Source organism: Roseateles microcysteis (genome assembly GCF_036880965.1).
GTDB lineage: Bacteria > Pseudomonadota > Gammaproteobacteria > Burkholderiales > Burkholderiaceae_C > JAUASW01.
The window spans coordinates 593,435-608,862 of sequence record NZ_JBAJMV010000001.1 but is presented as its reverse complement, the minus strand read 5'-3'; the positions used below and the strand labels follow the sequence as shown (position 1 = coordinate 608,862).

11 protein-coding genes are annotated in these 15,428 nt (G+C 69.5%); all 11 read right to left on the bottom strand.

Features of this window, described 5'->3' with window-relative positions:
* Window positions 1-41: 41 nt before the first annotated feature.
* Window positions 42-1,244, bottom strand: a complete 1,203-nt coding sequence (locus tag V3596_RS02775; RefSeq protein ID WP_416383954.1) for an RNA polymerase sigma factor — start codon at window positions 1,242-1,244, stop codon at window positions 42-44.
* Window positions 1,245-1,264: 20 nt separating this feature from the next.
* The gene (locus V3596_RS02770) at window positions 1,265-1,612 is read right to left on the bottom strand and encodes a YciI family protein (RefSeq protein WP_334276064.1); all 348 of its coding nucleotides are present in this window, start codon (window positions 1,610-1,612) and stop codon (window positions 1,265-1,267) included.
* Between the two features lie 128 nt (window positions 1,613-1,740).
* Window positions 1,741-2,550, bottom strand: coding sequence for a substrate-binding periplasmic protein (locus tag V3596_RS02765; RefSeq protein WP_334276063.1), 810 nt, complete (start codon window positions 2,548-2,550; stop codon window positions 1,741-1,743).
* A gap of 94 nt (window positions 2,551-2,644) precedes the next feature.
* A complete protein-coding gene (locus V3596_RS02760) occupies window positions 2,645-5,998 on the bottom strand; it encodes a hypothetical protein (protein ID WP_334276062.1) in 3,354 nt (1,117 codons plus the stop codon).
* A gap of 20 nt (window positions 5,999-6,018) precedes the next feature.
* Entirely contained in the window at window positions 6,019-6,750 is a 732-nt protein-coding gene (locus V3596_RS02755; RefSeq protein WP_334276061.1) for a carboxylesterase family protein, read from the bottom strand.
* Complete coding sequence (locus V3596_RS02750; RefSeq protein ID WP_334276060.1) at window positions 6,747-7,844, bottom strand: ABC transporter ATP-binding protein; 1,098 nt, start codon at window positions 7,842-7,844, stop codon at window positions 6,747-6,749. Before V3596_RS02750 ends, V3596_RS02755 begins: the two co-directional genes overlap by 4 nt.
* Window positions 7,845-7,851: 7 nt before the next feature.
* Window positions 7,852-10,890 carry a discoidin domain-containing protein gene (locus V3596_RS02745; protein WP_334276059.1) on the bottom strand — a complete coding sequence of 1,013 codons (3,039 nt, stop codon included), beginning with the start codon at window positions 10,888-10,890 and terminating at the stop codon, window positions 7,852-7,854.
* Window positions 10,887-11,714 carry a carbohydrate ABC transporter permease gene (locus V3596_RS02740; RefSeq protein ID WP_334276058.1) on the bottom strand — a complete coding sequence of 276 codons (828 nt, stop codon included), beginning with the start codon at window positions 11,712-11,714 and terminating at the stop codon, window positions 10,887-10,889. The genes V3596_RS02745 and V3596_RS02740 overlap by 4 nt, the downstream gene beginning before the upstream one ends.
* Window positions 11,711-12,610 (bottom strand): carbohydrate ABC transporter permease, encoded by a 900-nt coding sequence (locus V3596_RS02735; protein ID WP_334276057.1) that lies wholly within the window; start codon window positions 12,608-12,610, stop codon window positions 11,711-11,713. The genes V3596_RS02740 and V3596_RS02735 overlap by 4 nt, the downstream gene beginning before the upstream one ends.
* A gap of 5 nt (window positions 12,611-12,615) precedes the next feature.
* Window positions 12,616-13,911: a sugar ABC transporter substrate-binding protein gene (locus V3596_RS02730; RefSeq protein WP_334276056.1), complete on the bottom strand. Its 1,296-nt coding sequence runs from the start codon at window positions 13,909-13,911 to the stop codon at window positions 12,616-12,618.
* Between the two features lie 79 nt (window positions 13,912-13,990).
* Window positions 13,991-15,418 (bottom strand): glucoamylase family protein, encoded by a 1,428-nt coding sequence (locus V3596_RS02725; protein WP_334276055.1) that lies wholly within the window; start codon window positions 15,416-15,418, stop codon window positions 13,991-13,993.
* Window positions 15,419-15,428 lie beyond the last annotated feature (10 nt).

Sequence of the window (15,428 nt, the reverse complement as noted above, 5' to 3'; positions counted from 1 at the left end):
GCCGCCGCTGCAGCCTGCCTTCGCCGGCCGGCCTGAGCCCTTCAGCCAGAGCCGAGAGCCGCCAGCTGGCGCTGCAGGTAGGCCCGCACCGCCGCTTCGCGCTCCAGGCCGATGGCCCGCCGATACGCTTCCCCCGCCTCTGCGCTGCGCCCCGCGCGCGCCAGCAGCTCCGCCCGTGCCGCCCAGAACGGCTGGTAGTCGAGCAGCCTCGCATCGGCCGCCAGCCCATCCAGCGCCGCGAGCCCAGCATCAGGCCCATCGCGTCCCGCCAGTGCCACGGCGCGGTTCAGCGCAACGACTGGAGAGCCGGTCAGCGCCATCAAGGCGTCGTAGAGCGCGACCAAGGCCGCCCAGTCGATGCGGCCCCGCCGCCGGCCGCTGGCATGGGCGGACTGCAGGGCCGCTTCGAGTTGGTAGCGCCCGGTGGGTCCGCCGGCGCTGGCCTGGCGCAGCAGGGCCTCGGCTTCCTCGAGCAGCGCGTGGTTCCAGCGGGTCAGGTCTTGCTCGGCCAGCGGCACATAGTCGCCGGCCGCGCTGAGGCGGGCATCGCGGCGCGACTCGCAATAGAGCAGCAGGGCCAGCAGGCCAAGGGCCTCGGGCTGGTCGGGCAGCAGCGAAGCGAGCAGGCGAGCCAGCCAGATCGCTTCTTCGCGCAGATTGCGCCAGCGGGCCTCGCTGCCGCTGGCGTCGGCCCAGGCCTCGGCGTAGCAGGCGTAGATCGCATCCAGCACCGCCTCCAGCCGCGCCGGCAGTTCGGCAGGCTCGGGGACGGAGAACGGAATGCCCGCCGCGCGTATCTTGGCCTTGGCCCGCACGAGGCGCTGCGCCAGCGCGGCCGGCGCGACGAGAAAGCTGGCGGCTATCGTTGCTGCATCGAGCCCGAGCACGACCTGCAGCATCAGCGGCGCGCGCGCCTCAGGCGCGATGCCTGGATGGGCGCAGGCAAACAGCAGACCCAGGCGCGGGTCGGGCAGGGTGCCGGGGTCGGCAGGCAGGGTGACCGTGTCGCCGATGATTTCCAGCTCGGCCGCGCCTTCCTCACCGCGCGCGAGCTTGCGCGCGGCATCGATCAACCGGCGCCGGGCTACGGTCAGCAGCCAGGCCTCCGGGTTGTCGGGCAGCTCGCGCGGCCAGTCCTTCAGCGCGGCGGCGCAGGCATCGGCGAGCGCGTCTTCGGCACCTGCCAGGTCGCGGTTGCGGCTGGCCAGCAGGGCGACGAGCCGGCCATGACTGCGCCGTATCACCGCCTCCAGCGTCGTGGCGACTACATCGCCCAGACCGGCCTCACTTCCATCGTGCCGTAGCTGGCACCGGGGCAGCGCGCCGCCCAGGCGATGGCGGCGTCCAGGTCCGGTGCCTCGATGACGTAGTAGCCGCCGAGCTGCTCCTTGGTGTCGGCATAGGGGCCATTCAGCACCTGGGTCTTGCCGCCGCTGACGCGCACGGTGGTGGTCATCTCGGCAGGGTGCAACCTTTCGCCGCCGAGCAGCACGCCGGCTTTCTGCAGGGCCTCGGTGTAGGCGTCGAACTCCGCCACGATGCGCGGCATCACTTCCGGGCCGGCCGCTTCCAGCGCCTGGTCATCGCTGTAGATCATCAACAGGTATTGCATCTCATCGCTCCTTGCCAATGGGTTATGGGCTGTGACGACCCAACGTGAGCCGCCGCATGAATGACGCTGGGAAAACCTGCTGATCGACAGGTCGCTGAAAATTTCTTCTCCCCGACGAGGGCGCAGGCTCAGGGCAGCAGGCCCTGCCGCATCGCCGGTGACAGGTAGCGGGCCTGCAGTTCGCGGTACCAGCCGCTCTCGCGCAATTGCTCGCTGGCCTGCTCCAGGCGCTCGACGCAGGCTGCAGGCGTCAGGCGTGACACATAGATACCTTCGTCAACGGCATCGGCCAGGTCCAGGTCGATGATGCGGATCTCGTCCAGCCAGCCTTCGGCCACCAGGGCCGACTCGAACACCGCCGGCAGGCCCAGGGCCGCGTCGCTGCGGCCGGCCTTGAGCATGCGCACGATGGTCAGCTGATCGCCGACCTGGCTGAGCCGGCCGGAGCGCTCCAGCTTCTCCACCAGGCTGTCAAAGCGCATGCCAAAAGCCTGGCCACGCACCAGGCTGATGGTCAGCGAGGGTGAGAACAGGTCGTCAGCCTTGCGCAGCCTGGCGGCACGATCCTTGCGCGCCATCAGCATCGCCTTGGCGCGACCCATCGGCAGCAGGCGCCCCCAGCCTTCGCGATCATCGGTGCGGGTGGCCATGGGTACCAGATCGACGGTGCCGCCCTTGAACTCATTGAAGGCGCGAATGCGCGGCATCTCGCGCCGCTCGATGCGCAGCCCGCTGCGGCGGCCCAGTTCGGCCATCAACTCCTCCGCCATGCGCTCCAGCGGCGAGCCCTGCAAGCCTGGCCGGGCGCTCATCGAGGACATGGCGGCCACGAGCGGGCGGGGGCAGGCCTGGGCAATGGCCGTGCCGGCAGGCAGCATCAGCAGCGTGGCAACAAGCAGGGCCGGGCGCAGGATCAGGGACAGCGTGGGGCGGGGCATGCCTGATGGTATGCGCCCCTGGCGCCCGCCCGGCTCAGCATTGCCCCCGATGCTGGCCCTGCCGGCCAGCCTCGTTTTGACCCGCCTCAATGGCTCAGCCGAGCTCGATCAGCAGCTTGTTGGGGCCGGCTTGCAGCGCCTGCAGCAGCACGGGCAGCGGCAGCCGGGCGCCGCCCAGCCGGTACGGGTTGCTGGCCCTCTCGAAAGCCAGGGGCTGGCCGTTGAGCTGCAGCGCCAGCGGCCCATGGCCCAGTGGCCCGACGCGATAGGCCAAATCGATCTGGAAGCCCTGTAGCTCGATCTGGGCGCTCAGGCCGTCCAGGGCGCTTGGTATCACCGGGTCCAGCGTCAAGTGGGCATGGCCCAGTTGCCAGCCGAGGAATCGCTGCACGATCAGGCCGATGGCAATGCCCGGGCCGCTGGAGTAGATGCGCCAGCCGCCGTCCAGCGGCACCTCGCCCGCCAGCGCCTGCGCGTAGTGCGCGCTGGCCTGGTAGCGGTCGGCAAAGCCGGCGTCGGAGCTGGAGAAATAGCAGTTGGCCTGGCGCAGCGAGGCCGAGGGCACGCGCTCGCGCAGCGCAATCGGATGGGCCTTGCCCAGCGCCGCGAAGAAGCGCCCGGCTTCGCCCAGGTGCGCCAGCATCTCGGCAAAGCGGAGATGGGCGTGCATGTACATCACGCCGATCTCGCGGCCGAAGAAGGCGCTGCTCTCGGCGCGCTGGAACAAGCGTTCGGGACCGCCCCGGTAGGGCATCGGCGCGTCGAACAACCTGGCGCCGTCCGGGCCGATCAGGTGCTGCTCGATCAGGGCCAGCTGGGCGCGCGCCTGCTCGGGGCTCAGCATCTCCTCCAGCACCGCATGCATCATCGGCAGCAGGCTGAAGTGGACGCCGGTGAGCCGGTCCTGCGGATGCAGCAGCAGCTCAGGCGCGCCGGGCTGTTCCGGGAACAGCGCATAGCCGGTGACCACGCCATCGACCACCAGCAGGCGCTGAAAGTCAGCCAGCACGGCCGCCGCTTCGGCTTGCAGGGCGACAGCCTCGTCGGCGCGGCCCAGCTGCTGCAGCGCGCGGGCCAGGCTCGCCAGCATCTGGTGATGCAGGGTCACGGTCCAGGCGCTGCACAGGCGCTCGCGCAACGCCGGGTCGGCCGGCTGCAGCGAATCGTTCCAGTCGCCATGCCAGTAGGCGGCCAGGCGGGTGCCAGGAATGCAGCGCTGGCGGATCAGCGCGAGCGCACGCTCGACGTGCTGCCACAGCGTGCCGCTGTCGCCACCGAAGAAGGGCAGCGGCTCGTCCAGCACGGCCGCGTCCTTGCTGGCGAGCAGGTAGCGGGCCAGGCCCAGCAGCGGCCAGAAGACGATGTCGCCATGCGAGTCGCCCGCGCGGACCTGGGCGTCGCGGTCGAAGAACATGAACCACTGCGGCCAGTCACCATCGGGGTTCTGGGCCGAGAACACGCGCTGCAGCAGGTCGCGCACCGGCGCGACATGACCGAGCGCCAGCAGCATCTCGAGCGGACCCTGGCAGACGTCGCGGGTGCCCCAGCCGCCGCCGGTGTACTGCTCCAGGCCGCGCGGCGAGAGGTAGTGCACCAGCGCGTTGTGCCGGTACCAGGGCAGGATGTCGGCCAACTGAGTGCTCTCGGCCTGCAAGGGGCTCGTCGCGCTCGCCTGCCAGGCCGGCAGGGCCACGGTGCCCGCCGTCGCCGGCTCGGCCTGGATCAGGCGGCCACGCAGCGTGAGGCCGAACTCGCTGAGCACCTCGGTGCTCATGCAGGCAAACGGCTCGCCGCGTGAGCGGCCATCTGCATAGAGCAGCTCGTCGCCGCCCAGCTGCTGCGGCAGCGAAGCGGCATCGAAGTCCAGGCTGAAGCCGCCGCCCGGAAAACGCGCGGCCAGCTCGCTGCCTTGCGGCGCATCCAGCGCCACCTCATTGCCTTGGCGGCGCACGGTGCACAGGAGGGCTTCGCTGCCGCCACCGTCATCACCACCCAGCGCGAGATGCAGGCTCAGCAGCAGTCGCACCGGCGCGCCGGCCAGCACGCGCACTTGCAGCCGCATCGCGTCCGGTGCTGCCAACGCCTCGCTGCGCACCTCGATCAGGCCGGTCGCATGCTTGTAGAGCCAACGACAGGCGCTCTCGTCGACGCTTTCGCCGATCTCGAAAGCCGAGGGCAGGCCGAGCTGCTGCCAGCCCGCGCCTGCATCGATGAACAGTCGCAGGCCTTGCGAGCGATACAGGCCAAGCCAGCTGCGCTGCGTCGACAGGCCGCGGTTGAAGCTGACATGGCCCTGCGTCAGCATGGAATGGAAGACACCGCCCATCCACACGGTGGAGGTCAGCGCCGTCTCGTCCGGCACCAGGTGCCGCCCGCTGCGCAGGATGTGGCCATGCGGTCGCTGCAGGCGCAGCTCCTTGGCACGCAGCACCACGTGGCCGGCATCGGCCTTGAAGAAGGACAGCAGCTCACCTCGCTCGAACTCGGCATGGCGGCGTTCGCAGCCGAAGTGATGGTCGAGTTCCTGGCTGCTCAAGGACTCGCTGGCCAGCAGGGGCGCGCTGGCGAACAGCGATGGCGCGGCCTGCGCGAAGGCCTCGGATGGCATGGGGCCAGGTCTTGCCTCGGGCAGGGCCAGCACCTCGGCCACGCGGCTCAGGTCGGCCGCCGAGCTGGCCTCGGGATGATCGTCCAGCAGCAGGCCGAAGAAGCCGAGCGAGGCCTGCTGGCCTGGCTGCAGGGTGAGCGGCTCGTCATGCAGGGCCAGCATCGCGTGCTCATGCTGAAGCCGGCTGCCCGGCAGGCCTTGCAGCACAGCCTTGGGCAGGCCGCCTTCGCGCAGGGCCAGGCCCTGGACCTGCAGGCCGTCGGTCGCGTAGCTGCAGGCGCGGCGCAGCGAACCCATCAGGGCCCAGGGGTGCAGGCCCTTGACCGCCAGGTTCTGGCGCGCGGCCAGCAGGCAGCCGTGCTGCGGATGATCAAGCGGGCTGAGGTCGAGGTAGTGGCTGACATAGTGCTCGTTGATGCGCACCGTGCCATAGGGCGCCAGCGCGATGTCCTGCAGCATCAGGAGATCGATCTCGGCCGCTGTGTCGCCGCGGTTCTCGACCTGCAGATGCCAGAACCAGGCCTTGGCCGATTCAGCCAGGCGCAGCTGCAACTGGAGATGCAGTTCCAGCCATTCGCCGCTCGCGCCGTGGCTGTTCTCGCCGGCGTGCAAGTGCAGGGGCGACAGCGGGCCCAGCAGCGGCGTGGCGCTCAGCGTTCCGTCCGGTCCCTGCCGGCGCAGCCAGAGGTTGGCCGGCGCGCCTTCGACCTCGTTGCCGGGAAACAGATTGATCAGCAGCTCACCGGCGTCGAAACGGCGGATCGCGCCGTTGGCGAGCAGCTGGACCTGAAGGCCGGCAGCGCTGTGCAGGCGGCGGGGAAGGGAATGGGGCGCAGTCATGGGTTTCAGGGGGTCGGCTCTCAGCGTCGCTTCTGGGCCATCAGCCAGGGCACCAGCGCGGGGTCTTCGTAGGCGGGGTTCCAGGAGCCATGGCCCTCGCCGGGATAGATGATGAACTCGACGGTACCGCCGCAGGCTTTCAGCGCATTGACCGTGGCCTGCTGCTGCGCGATGGGCACGACAGTGTCGGCGTCGCCGTGATAGGCCCGCGCCGGCACCTGGCGTGCGTTGCATGCTGCGGCCGGGTTGCCGAAGCCGCAGACCGGTGCGATGGCGGCGAGGTCGTTCGGGAAGGCCGCCGCCCAGTCCCACACCCCATGGCCCCCAAGGCTCAGGCCGGTGGCGTAGACGCGGTCGGCATCGGCCGGCAGCTGCTTGAGCAGCACCTGCAGCATCGCATGCAGGCGCCTGGGGTCCCAGCGGGCACCGGCCTCGAGCTGTGGCGAGCAGACGATGAAGGGGTAGTGGCGGCCATTGGCAATGTGCTTGGGTGGGCCATGCACCTTGACCGCATCCAGGTTCTCGCCGCGCTCACCCGAGCCATGCAGGAAGATCGCGAGGGGCCAGGTCTTGCCCGGCTTCGTCGAACCTGGTGGCATGTAGAGCCAGCAGCGAACGGCGGGCAGGCCATCGGGCAGGCTGATCGTCCAGGCCTGCTGGCCTTCCTGCGGCTTTTGAGGCTGCGCGGCCTGCGCAGCGCCCGTGGTCAGCAGCAGCGGTGTCATCAGGACGGTGCGTCGATCGATGCTCATGAAGGTTGGGCGAGGGCGCGACCCTCGCTGTCGAAGGCCAGCGCGTCAGCCGCGCCAAAGCCGAGGCTGACCGCGTGGCCGGCCTGCAGCGCGGTATCGGCCGGCGCGCGCGCAATGAGGCGTGCGCCGCCGCGGCTCAGCACATGAAGATAGGCCACGTCGCCCAGATGCTCCAGCATCTGCACGCTGCCATGCAGGGCCAGCGCGCTGCCTCCCGCAACCGTGGGCATGAGCTGCTCGGGTCGCAGGCCCAAGGTGAGCTTGTCACCCACCTTCAGGCCGCTTGCATTGACCGGCAGCTGCAGTTCGCCATCGGCGCCAAGCTCGAGGTGCAAGCCCTGCGAACTGGCAGCCAGCACGGTGGCCGGCAGCAGGTTGATCTTGGGCGAACCCAGGAAGCCGGCGACGAAGAGATTGGCCGGCCGGCGGTACAGCGCCAGCGGCGGGCCGGACTGCTCGATGCGGCCGCCGTTGAACACCACGATGCGGTTGGCCAGCGTCATCGCCTCGGCCTGGTCGTGGGTCACGTAGATGATGGTGGCGCCCAGCGTGGCATGCAGCCGCGCCATCTCCACCCGCATCTCGGTGCGCAGCGCGGCGTCGAGATTGGACAGCGGCTCGTCGAACAGGAAGATGCCCGGCCGGCGCACGATGGCCCGGCCGATGGCCACGCGCTGGCGCTGGCCGCCCGAGAGCTGGGCCGGATAGCGCTGCAAGAGCGGCGTGATGCGCAGCACCTCGGCGGCGGCGGCCACTGCGCGCTCGATCTCGGCCTTGGGCGTGTTGGCCAGGCGCAGGCCGAAGGACATGTTCTCGGCCACGGTCATGTGCGGATACAGCGCATAGCTCTGGAACACCATGGCCAGGCCGCGCTCGGCAGGCGGCACGTCGTTCATGGCCTGGCCGTCGATCAGCAGCTCGCCCGAGCTGATCTCTTCAAGGCCGGCGATGCAGCGCAGCAGCGTGGACTTGCCGCAGCCCGAGGGCCCGACGAAGACCACGAACTCGCCCTGTGCGACCTCGAGGTCGATGCCGTGCAGCACCTCGGTGCGCTCGAACTGCTTCTTGATGGCCCGCAGGCTCAGTGTGGACATGGGTGGCTCAATCTTGCTTGATCAATTGCACGTCGGCGGGCGCGCGCGGCAGCAGCACCTGGCGGCCCTGCCAGGGCAGTTCGCGGCCTTGATGCAGGGCGCGCGGCAGCGGGCCGTCGCCGGGCCAGGCCAGGCGGATGCCGCCATGCAGCTCGTGCAGCCTCGCCGTGCGCGCGGGCAGGTTCAGGGCCCAACCGCCGGCGGTTCGCTGAATGCGGTAGTCGAGCAGGCCATAGGGCGTGGACAGGCCTCGCACCTCGACATCGCCCGCGTCGAGCCAGGCGCGCTGCAGGCCGGCCGCGATCACCAGTGCGGCCTGTGGCTCGCGCTCATAGGCGAACAGGTCCAGCGCCGAACGGATGTAGTCGGACGACACCCAGGCATGCGGCATGTCGCCGAGGAAGCGAGGCTCGCGGTAGTCGGGCAGTACCACCTCGGCCCACTGGTTCCAGCCCTGCGGCCGCTGGTCCTTGAAGAAGAAGTCCAGCATCGCATGCGCCCGTTCGGGCTGTCCCAGGCGCACGAAGGCACCGACGGTGCGCAGCTCGTAGGGCGTGTAGTCCTTCCAGGCGCGGCGGCCTTGGGCGCGTGCGAGCGACTCCTGCCAGTAGCGCTCGAAGGTCTTTTCGAGCAGGCCCGGCGGCAACTGGTCCTGCGCCTGCGCGGGGTTCAGGGCCATGGTGGTGGACGTGGGGTCGAAGTCCCCGCGGTCGGCCGCGCCGACGATGTGATCGAGCTTGTGCACGCGGGCGCTGGCCTGGATGGCGGCCATCAGCTCGCGCTGGAATTCGTCGCGGCGGCCTTGCCAGGCCGGCAGCTCGGGCTTGTTCAGCCGCTCGGCGATCTGCACCGCGTCCTTGAGGCCGCGCAGGGTCCAGAAGTCGTCCCACAGCGCGTAGGCCGGCTTGTCGGAATAGCCTTCGTGGCTGATCGACGGCGGCATCAGGCCGAACAGGTGGGCGCGTGCCGGCGTGCTGTTCGTGGCCGTGCGCTCGCTCTGACGCTGCTGCTCGATCCAGTCGGCCACCTGCTGCACGCGCGGCCAGTGGCGGGCCAGCCAGGCGTAATCACGGGTGTGGCGCCAGACCTCGGCCACGGCATAGAGGTACTGGCCGTGGCTGTCGTTCTCAACCACCGGGTCGGCACCGCGCTGGTCGACGCAGCAGGGCACCTTGCCCGAGGCGAACACCTGGCCGCCGTACCAGTCGACGAATTCGCGCGCCGCGTCCTGCTCGCCCAGGCGCAGCAGGCCGGCCACCATCATGGCGCCGTCGCGCACCCAGGAGCGGGCATAGGAGCGCGTGCCGGGCTGCAGCGCCGGGCCCTGGCGCGACATCAGGATCTGCGCCAGCGCGCTGCGCAGTGAATCGACGATGGGCTGGGCCGCCGGCGGCACCTGCAGCTGCACGCGGTTGAGGCGTTCGCGCCAATGCGCGGCGGCAGCCTCGAAACGTTGGTCGATGCGCTGCGTGCTGCTGGAGGGCGCGCTCCAGGCGATCGTGCGGCTGGCGCCGGGCGCCAGCGTGATGCGGTACTGCAGCGCGGCGGAGGCCAGGGCCTGCGGGTCGGTGAGTTGATTGAGCGTGGGCGCCGATTGCAGGCTTGCCAGCGACAGGCCGCCGTCGAAAGGCAAGGCCGTCACGGCTTGCGGCCGTGCATTGGACGCGAGTACGGCCTTGCCATTGAGCATCAGCTGGCCATTTCGCCAGGCCACTTGCTCGACCTTGCTGACGCCGCCCTGCGTCGACAGGAACTGCTGCGGCGGATTGACCTGCCAGGGCCGCAGCGCCAACGTGAACGTGAGGCTGAGAGCTTGCTTGCCCGGGTTGCGCAAGGTGTAGCGCGCCATCAGGGCCGATGCATCGCGAGTGCCGTCGGCTGCCGCTTCGATGACGAGCTCGATGGCCGGATGGCGCCAGTGCACGCGCGGCATCGGCAGATAGCCGTCGGCCAGGCTCTGGCCGAGCTTCACGTCGGCCCAGGTGATGGAGGTGCCGTCGGCCAGGCGGAGGCTGGGCTCGATGCTGGCTCCGCTGCGGTGCAGCTCGATGGCGCCGTCTTCGCTGACCAGGCCGGCCTGTGCCGCGCCGCCGTCCACGCCCACCAGCGTCCAGTAGTTCTGCTCGTTCAGCAAGGCGCGCGGCAGCTGGCCACGCGGCAGGGTGGCCGCTGCAGCCTTCAGCATCGCGTTGCGGTCCGGCCAGTCCTGCAGCGTGAGCTTCAGCGAGCCCGTGGCCGGCGTGCCGCGCAACTGGCGCACCCGCAGCCAGCGCGCTTCGCTCTCGGGCAGGAACACGGTGTCGAGCCCGCCGTCACTGCCGCGCACCGCGCGCAAATTGCGCCACTGGCGGCCGTCGTCGGAGGCGAGCAGGTCGTAGTCGAGGCCGCGCAGCCCGGCCGGCCATTGCAGGGCCAGGCCCATGAACTCGCGCGCATGCTGGAAGTCGAAGTCCTGCGTCTGCGCGTCGACCCGGCGCTGCCGCGCCTCGGGCCACGGCGAGGGGTCTGGCGCGCGCTCCACCAGTGTCAAGCTGGAAAGGCACAGCGAGCCCTTGCCGCCTTCGCGACCGGCGCTGATGACCAGCTCCAGCGCCTCGGTGCGGCGCAGCGCCTTGTCTTCGCTCGGCCCCCAGGCAAAGCTGACATGGCGCTCGCGGATCTTCATCGGCGTTAGCCTGGCCGGCAGCGCCGTGTTCGGCCGGTTGATCCACCAGACGTTGTCGCCGCTGGCGTCCACAAACTTCATCTGCAGGTCGTTGGTGGCGCCGCTGCCCTTGATCGTGCCGACAAGCTCGAAGCGGCGCGGCCAATCGAGCGGCAGCGCGCGGCGCATCACCGCATAGCCCGAGACGCCGGCGAAGTCGTAGTCCAGGCACAGGCTGGCGTCGGAGCTGTCGCGCCGCAGGCTGGCGCGCACCTGGTCGGAGGCGAGGGCCTTCCATTGAGCGATGTCGCTGCCGTCCGCAACCAGGCGTGGCGCTGCGGCCAGCGCCGGCGAACCCGCCAGCAGCAGGGAGCAGGCGAGGAGTGCAAGGTAGCGCCTCACTTGACGCTCCCCATCAGCAGGCCTTGCATGTAGTAGCGCTGCAGTGCCAGGAAGAGCACGAGCACCGGCAGCACGGTGATCACTGCACCGGCCATCATCAGCTCGCTGTCCTGCACATGCTCGCGCGAGAGCGAGGCCAGGGCCACCGGCAGCGTGTACATGTCGCCATCGGTCAGCACGATCAGGGGCCACATGAAGTCATTCCAGCTGCCGAGGAAGGCGAACACGGCCAGCGTCACCAGCACCGGCTTCAGCACCGGCAGCACCACAGAGAAGAACAGGCGGAACTCGCCGGCGCCGTCCATGCGGGCGGCCTCGATCAGCTCGTCCGGAATGCCCCTGGCGTACTGCCGCACCAGGAAGATGCCGAAGATGCCGGCAAGACCTGGCACCAGCACACCGCCCCAGCTGTTCACGAGCCCCAGGTTCTTGAGCATCAGGAACAGCGGCAGCATGGCCACCTGGCCCGGTATCACCAGGGCCGCCAGCAGCAGGGCGAACAGCGATTCGCGGCCGGCAAAGCGCAGCTTGGCGAAGGCATAGCCGGCGAGCGTGTTGAACAGCGTGGAGATCAGCGTGGCGGCAATCGCCAGGCCCAGGCTGTTCGCGAATGCCGTGGCAATGCCGCCATGCAGGACCAGCTGCCGGTAGTGCGCCAGCGTAGGGTTGGCAGGCAGCAGCGGCGGCGGATAGGTGCTGGCCGCACCGCTGGGCATCAGCGAGACGGAGAGCATCCACAGCAATGGGAACAAGGCGAGCACTGCGGCCAGAAGCAGCAGGCCGTTGACGGCAAGCGCCGCGACGGTGTTGGATCGGCGCTTCATGCGGCACGCCCCGCGGTCAATCGAGCAGCCAGAGCCATCAAGCCCTTGGTCACCACCACGATCAGCAGGAACAGCAGGAAGGCCACTGCCGAGGCCTGTCCCAGGTTCCACCACTTGAAGCCTTCTTCATACATCAGGTAGAGCACGCTGACCGTGCTTTGCAGCGGGCCGCCCTGCGTCATCACATAGGGTTCTGCAAACAGCTGGAAGTAGCCGGCCGTGGTGAGAATGGACACCATCAGCAGCGTGGGCGCGAGGCTGGGCAAGGTGATGTGGCGGAACAGCGCCCAGGGCTTGGCACCATCGAGCCGCGCGGCTTCGTAGAGGTCTTCGGGCACGGCCTGCAGTGCGGCGATGAAGATGATCATGTTGCCGCCGAAGTTCTTCCATACGGCGAACAGGATGATGGTGGGCATGGACCAGGTCGGGTCGCCCAGCCAGTCGATCGGGTCGATGCCCAGGCACTGCAGCGCATGGTTCACCAGGCCGTACTTGACGTGGAACAGATAGCGCCAGATCACGGCCACGGCCACCAGGGTGGTCACCACCGGCGCAAACAGCGCCGTGCGGTACAGCGGCTTGAAGCGCGCCAGTTTGCTCTGCAGCAGCACCGCACAGCCGAGCGAGACCGCAATCGACAGCGGCACGCCGATGGCGACGAAGTAGGCCGTGTTGCCCAGCGCCTGCCAGAACAGCGGCATCTGCAGCACATGCAGGTAGTTGCCGAAGCCCTCGAAACGCAGGTTGCGCAGGTCGGCCAGCGCATAGATGTCGAAGTCGGTGAGGCTCAGGGCCAGGCCCATTGCCACCGGCAGCACGAAGAACAGCGCGATCACCGACAGCGCGGGCGCGATGAAGCCGATGGCGGCCCAGTGTTGACGTCGTCGGTGCAGCATGACTTTCAGCTCCTGGACCCGCGGTCCAGCATCCAGCGGCGCTTCTCGAGCAGCGCATCCACACGCACATCGAGCGCGCGCGCGGTGCTGTGCACGTCGCTGCGTTCGTGGATGGCGCGGGCGGCAAACAGCTGCATCTCCTGCACGATGCGCTCCCACTCCGGCACGGCGGGCGCCGGGCGCACGCGCTCCAGCTGCTCGGCATAGGCGGCGGCGTAGCGGTCCTGCGCCAGCGAGGCGCCGTCCATGGGCAGTGCCCAGCTGCTGCGGCGCGGCGGCAAATTGCCGGTGAGGCGGTAGAACTGCAGCTGCACGGCCGGGCGGCTCAGGTACTCGATCAGCTTCCAGGCCAGCGGCTTGACGCTGGAGCGCTTGAACATCACCAGGCTGGCGCCGCCGGCGATGGAGGCACCCGGGCCGGTGGGGCCGGGCAGTGGCGCGGTGCTCCAGCTGCCCTGCAGCTCGGGCGGCAGGCGGCGCTTGAACTCGCCGATGTTCCAGGGCCCCGAGATGTAGAAGGCAAAGCTGCCACGGCCGAACTCCTGCCAGAGGTTGGCCACCTGGTTGTTGCTGATGCCGGGGGCATAGCCGTCGGCGAACAGGCGCAGATAGAAGCGCAGGGCCTGGGTGAAGCCGGCGCCTGCGAAGTTGCCGCGCCGGCCGCCTTCTCGCAGCAGCGGCTCGCCCTGCTGCAGCGCCAGCGCCAGCAGCGGCTCGAATTCATTGGTAGGCAGCAGGATCGGCGTGGCAACGCCGCTGGCCTGCAGGGCGCCCAGGCAGCGGTGCCATGCGGCCCAGTCGGTGGGCGGCTTCTGGAAGCCTGCTCTGGCCAGCAGGTCGTGCCGCACATACATGAGCCGCGTGTCCACATACCAGGGCACGCCGACGCGGCTGGCCGCCACTTCGTTGGTCTGCCAGATGCCTTCGAAATAGTCGGCCGGTGCGAGCGAGGGCGCGCGCGGCAGCCAGTCGTCCAGCGGCTCCAGCGCACCGAGCGCCGCCATCTCGGGCAGCCAGGTATTGCCCATCTGGGCCACGTCGGGCGTGGCGTCGCCGGCAAAGGCGGTGAGCAGTTTTTCGTGCGCGGCCGTCCAGGGCAGGGCCTCGATGCGCAGGTTCACACCGGGGTTCTCGGCCCTGAAGCCGGCGAGCAGCTCCGCCGCCACTTCGCCCTCGCGACCCATGGCCCAGAAGCGCAGCGTGTTCGCATCCTGCGGCTTGCATGCGCTCAGGAGCGCAGGCGCAGCGGCAGCCGCACCGAGCCAGGCGCGGCGGGTCCAGGGGCGCGAGGCTTGGGTCATTTCGAGGACTCCCGCCGGGCCGCCCCAAGGGAGCACTGCGCCCCCGTGGGGGGCACAGAACGAAGTGAACGTGGGGGCTTCATTTCAGCCAGCCGCCGGTGAAACCGGCGCGCTTCAAGCCGCGCTTGAGCCATTCGCTGCGCCGCGTTGTCTTCCAGACGATCTCGCCGCGGTGGTTGCCCAGCATGGCGATCAGCGGGCCCTGGTCGATGCCCAGCATGTCCACGTCCACCCAGCCAAAGCCGGGGATGAGCTTGCCGTGCGTGAGCTTCACGTCGGTGAAAGTGAAGCTCGGGTTGAAGGCGTCGACGAAACCGTACTTGCCATAGATGTGCTGGCCGTAGCGCTCGCGCATCGTGCGCAGGGCAGGGATCACGATCTCGGGTGCGAAGGCGATGGACGAGCCGGCGCCATACGGTGCCAGCGTGCCGTCGTCGTAGGTGTGGGCGCCGCCCATGCCACGGCCGGCATAGCTGATGAACTTGCGCTTCTTGCCCTTGAACTCGCGCACCACGTCGGCCGGGCCATCGCTGGCGGTCACGCCCCAGACGTTTTCGCCGTAGCCCGCCCAGCCCTCGGGGTTGGCGATGGCATAGGCGCGTTGCGCGTAGGTGGCGCGGCGCGAGTTCTCGAAATAGTCGATGCCGCGGCCGCGCATATAGGCGTCGGCGATCCCGCGGAAGTCCACCCAGCAATGGGTGAACTGGTGGCCGAACAGCGGCGGGAAGCGCAGATAGGTCTGGCCGTACTCGCTGCCCCAGCTGGCGCGGTTGTAGGTGCTGGTCCAGGCGTCCCAGGCGGCGGGCTCCACGGCAAAGGTGGTCGAACCGAGTGCCAGCAGGTACACCAGCATGGCCTCGTTGTAGCCCTTCCAGTCGGAGCCGAGAAAGCCCTGCTCGGGGTCCCAGCCATGCGAGATCGAAGGCGGGCGGTGCTGCGCCCAGCGCCAGTCCACGCGGGCATAGATCTCGTCGGCCAGACGGCGGATGTCCTGCTCGTCCCGGTCCTTGCCGTCAAACCAGTCGCGGCAGAACAGCATGCCGGCCAGCAGCAGGGCGGTGTCCACGGTCGACAGCTCGCAGCGGCCGAAGCGGTGGCCGCTCTTCATGTCGAGGAAGTGGTAGAAAAATCCCTTGTGGCCCGACACGCCCGAGGCCTGCGGTCCTTGCGGCGCGGCATGGAAGAAGCGCAGCGTGGTGAGCACGCGTTCGCGCGCCTGGGCCCGGCTGATCCAGCCGCGCTCCACGCCGATGGGATAGGCCGTGAGCGCAAAGCCCACCGCCGCGATGCTCGCGAACGAGGGCGTGGGCCAGCGGTCCGGCGCCAGGCCGGTGCGGGCGTCGGTGGTGTCCCAGAAGAAGTTGAAGGTGCGCTGCTCGAGGTCGTCGAGCAGGGCGGTGTCGGCGTCTGGCTTGGCCCAGCCTGGGGCCGCGCCCAGCAGCGCGCCAGCGCCGGCCAGGCCAAGCAGGGCGCGTCGGTTCAGGCCGGGCGAGAGCTTGCGATTCATGTTCAGGCAG

Coding starts and splice junctions, on each gene's coding strand:
- V3596_RS02770 (WP_334276064.1), bottom strand. CDS start 1,612: ATGCAATACCTGTTGATGATCTACAGCGATGACCAGGCGCTGGAAGCG.
- V3596_RS02765 (WP_334276063.1), bottom strand. CDS start 2,550: ATGCCCCGCCCCACGCTGTCCCTGATCCTGCGCCCGGCCCTGCTTGTT.
- V3596_RS02760 (WP_334276062.1), bottom strand. CDS start 5,998: ATGACTGCGCCCCATTCCCTTCCCCGCCGCCTGCACAGCGCTGCCGGC.
- V3596_RS02755 (WP_334276061.1), bottom strand. CDS start 6,750: ATGAGCATCGATCGACGCACCGTCCTGATGACACCGCTGCTGCTGACC.
- V3596_RS02750 (WP_334276060.1), bottom strand. CDS start 7,844: ATGTCCACACTGAGCCTGCGGGCCATCAAGAAGCAGTTCGAGCGCACC.
- V3596_RS02740 (WP_334276058.1), bottom strand. CDS start 11,714: ATGAAGCGCCGATCCAACACCGTCGCGGCGCTTGCCGTCAACGGCCTG.
- V3596_RS02735 (WP_334276057.1), bottom strand. CDS start 12,610: ATGCTGCACCGACGACGTCAACACTGGGCCGCCATCGGCTTCATCGCG.
- V3596_RS02730 (WP_334276056.1), bottom strand. CDS start 13,911: ATGACCCAAGCCTCGCGCCCCTGGACCCGCCGCGCCTGGCTCGGTGCG.
- V3596_RS02725 (WP_334276055.1), bottom strand. CDS start 15,418: ATGAATCGCAAGCTCTCGCCCGGCCTGAACCGACGCGCCCTGCTTGGC.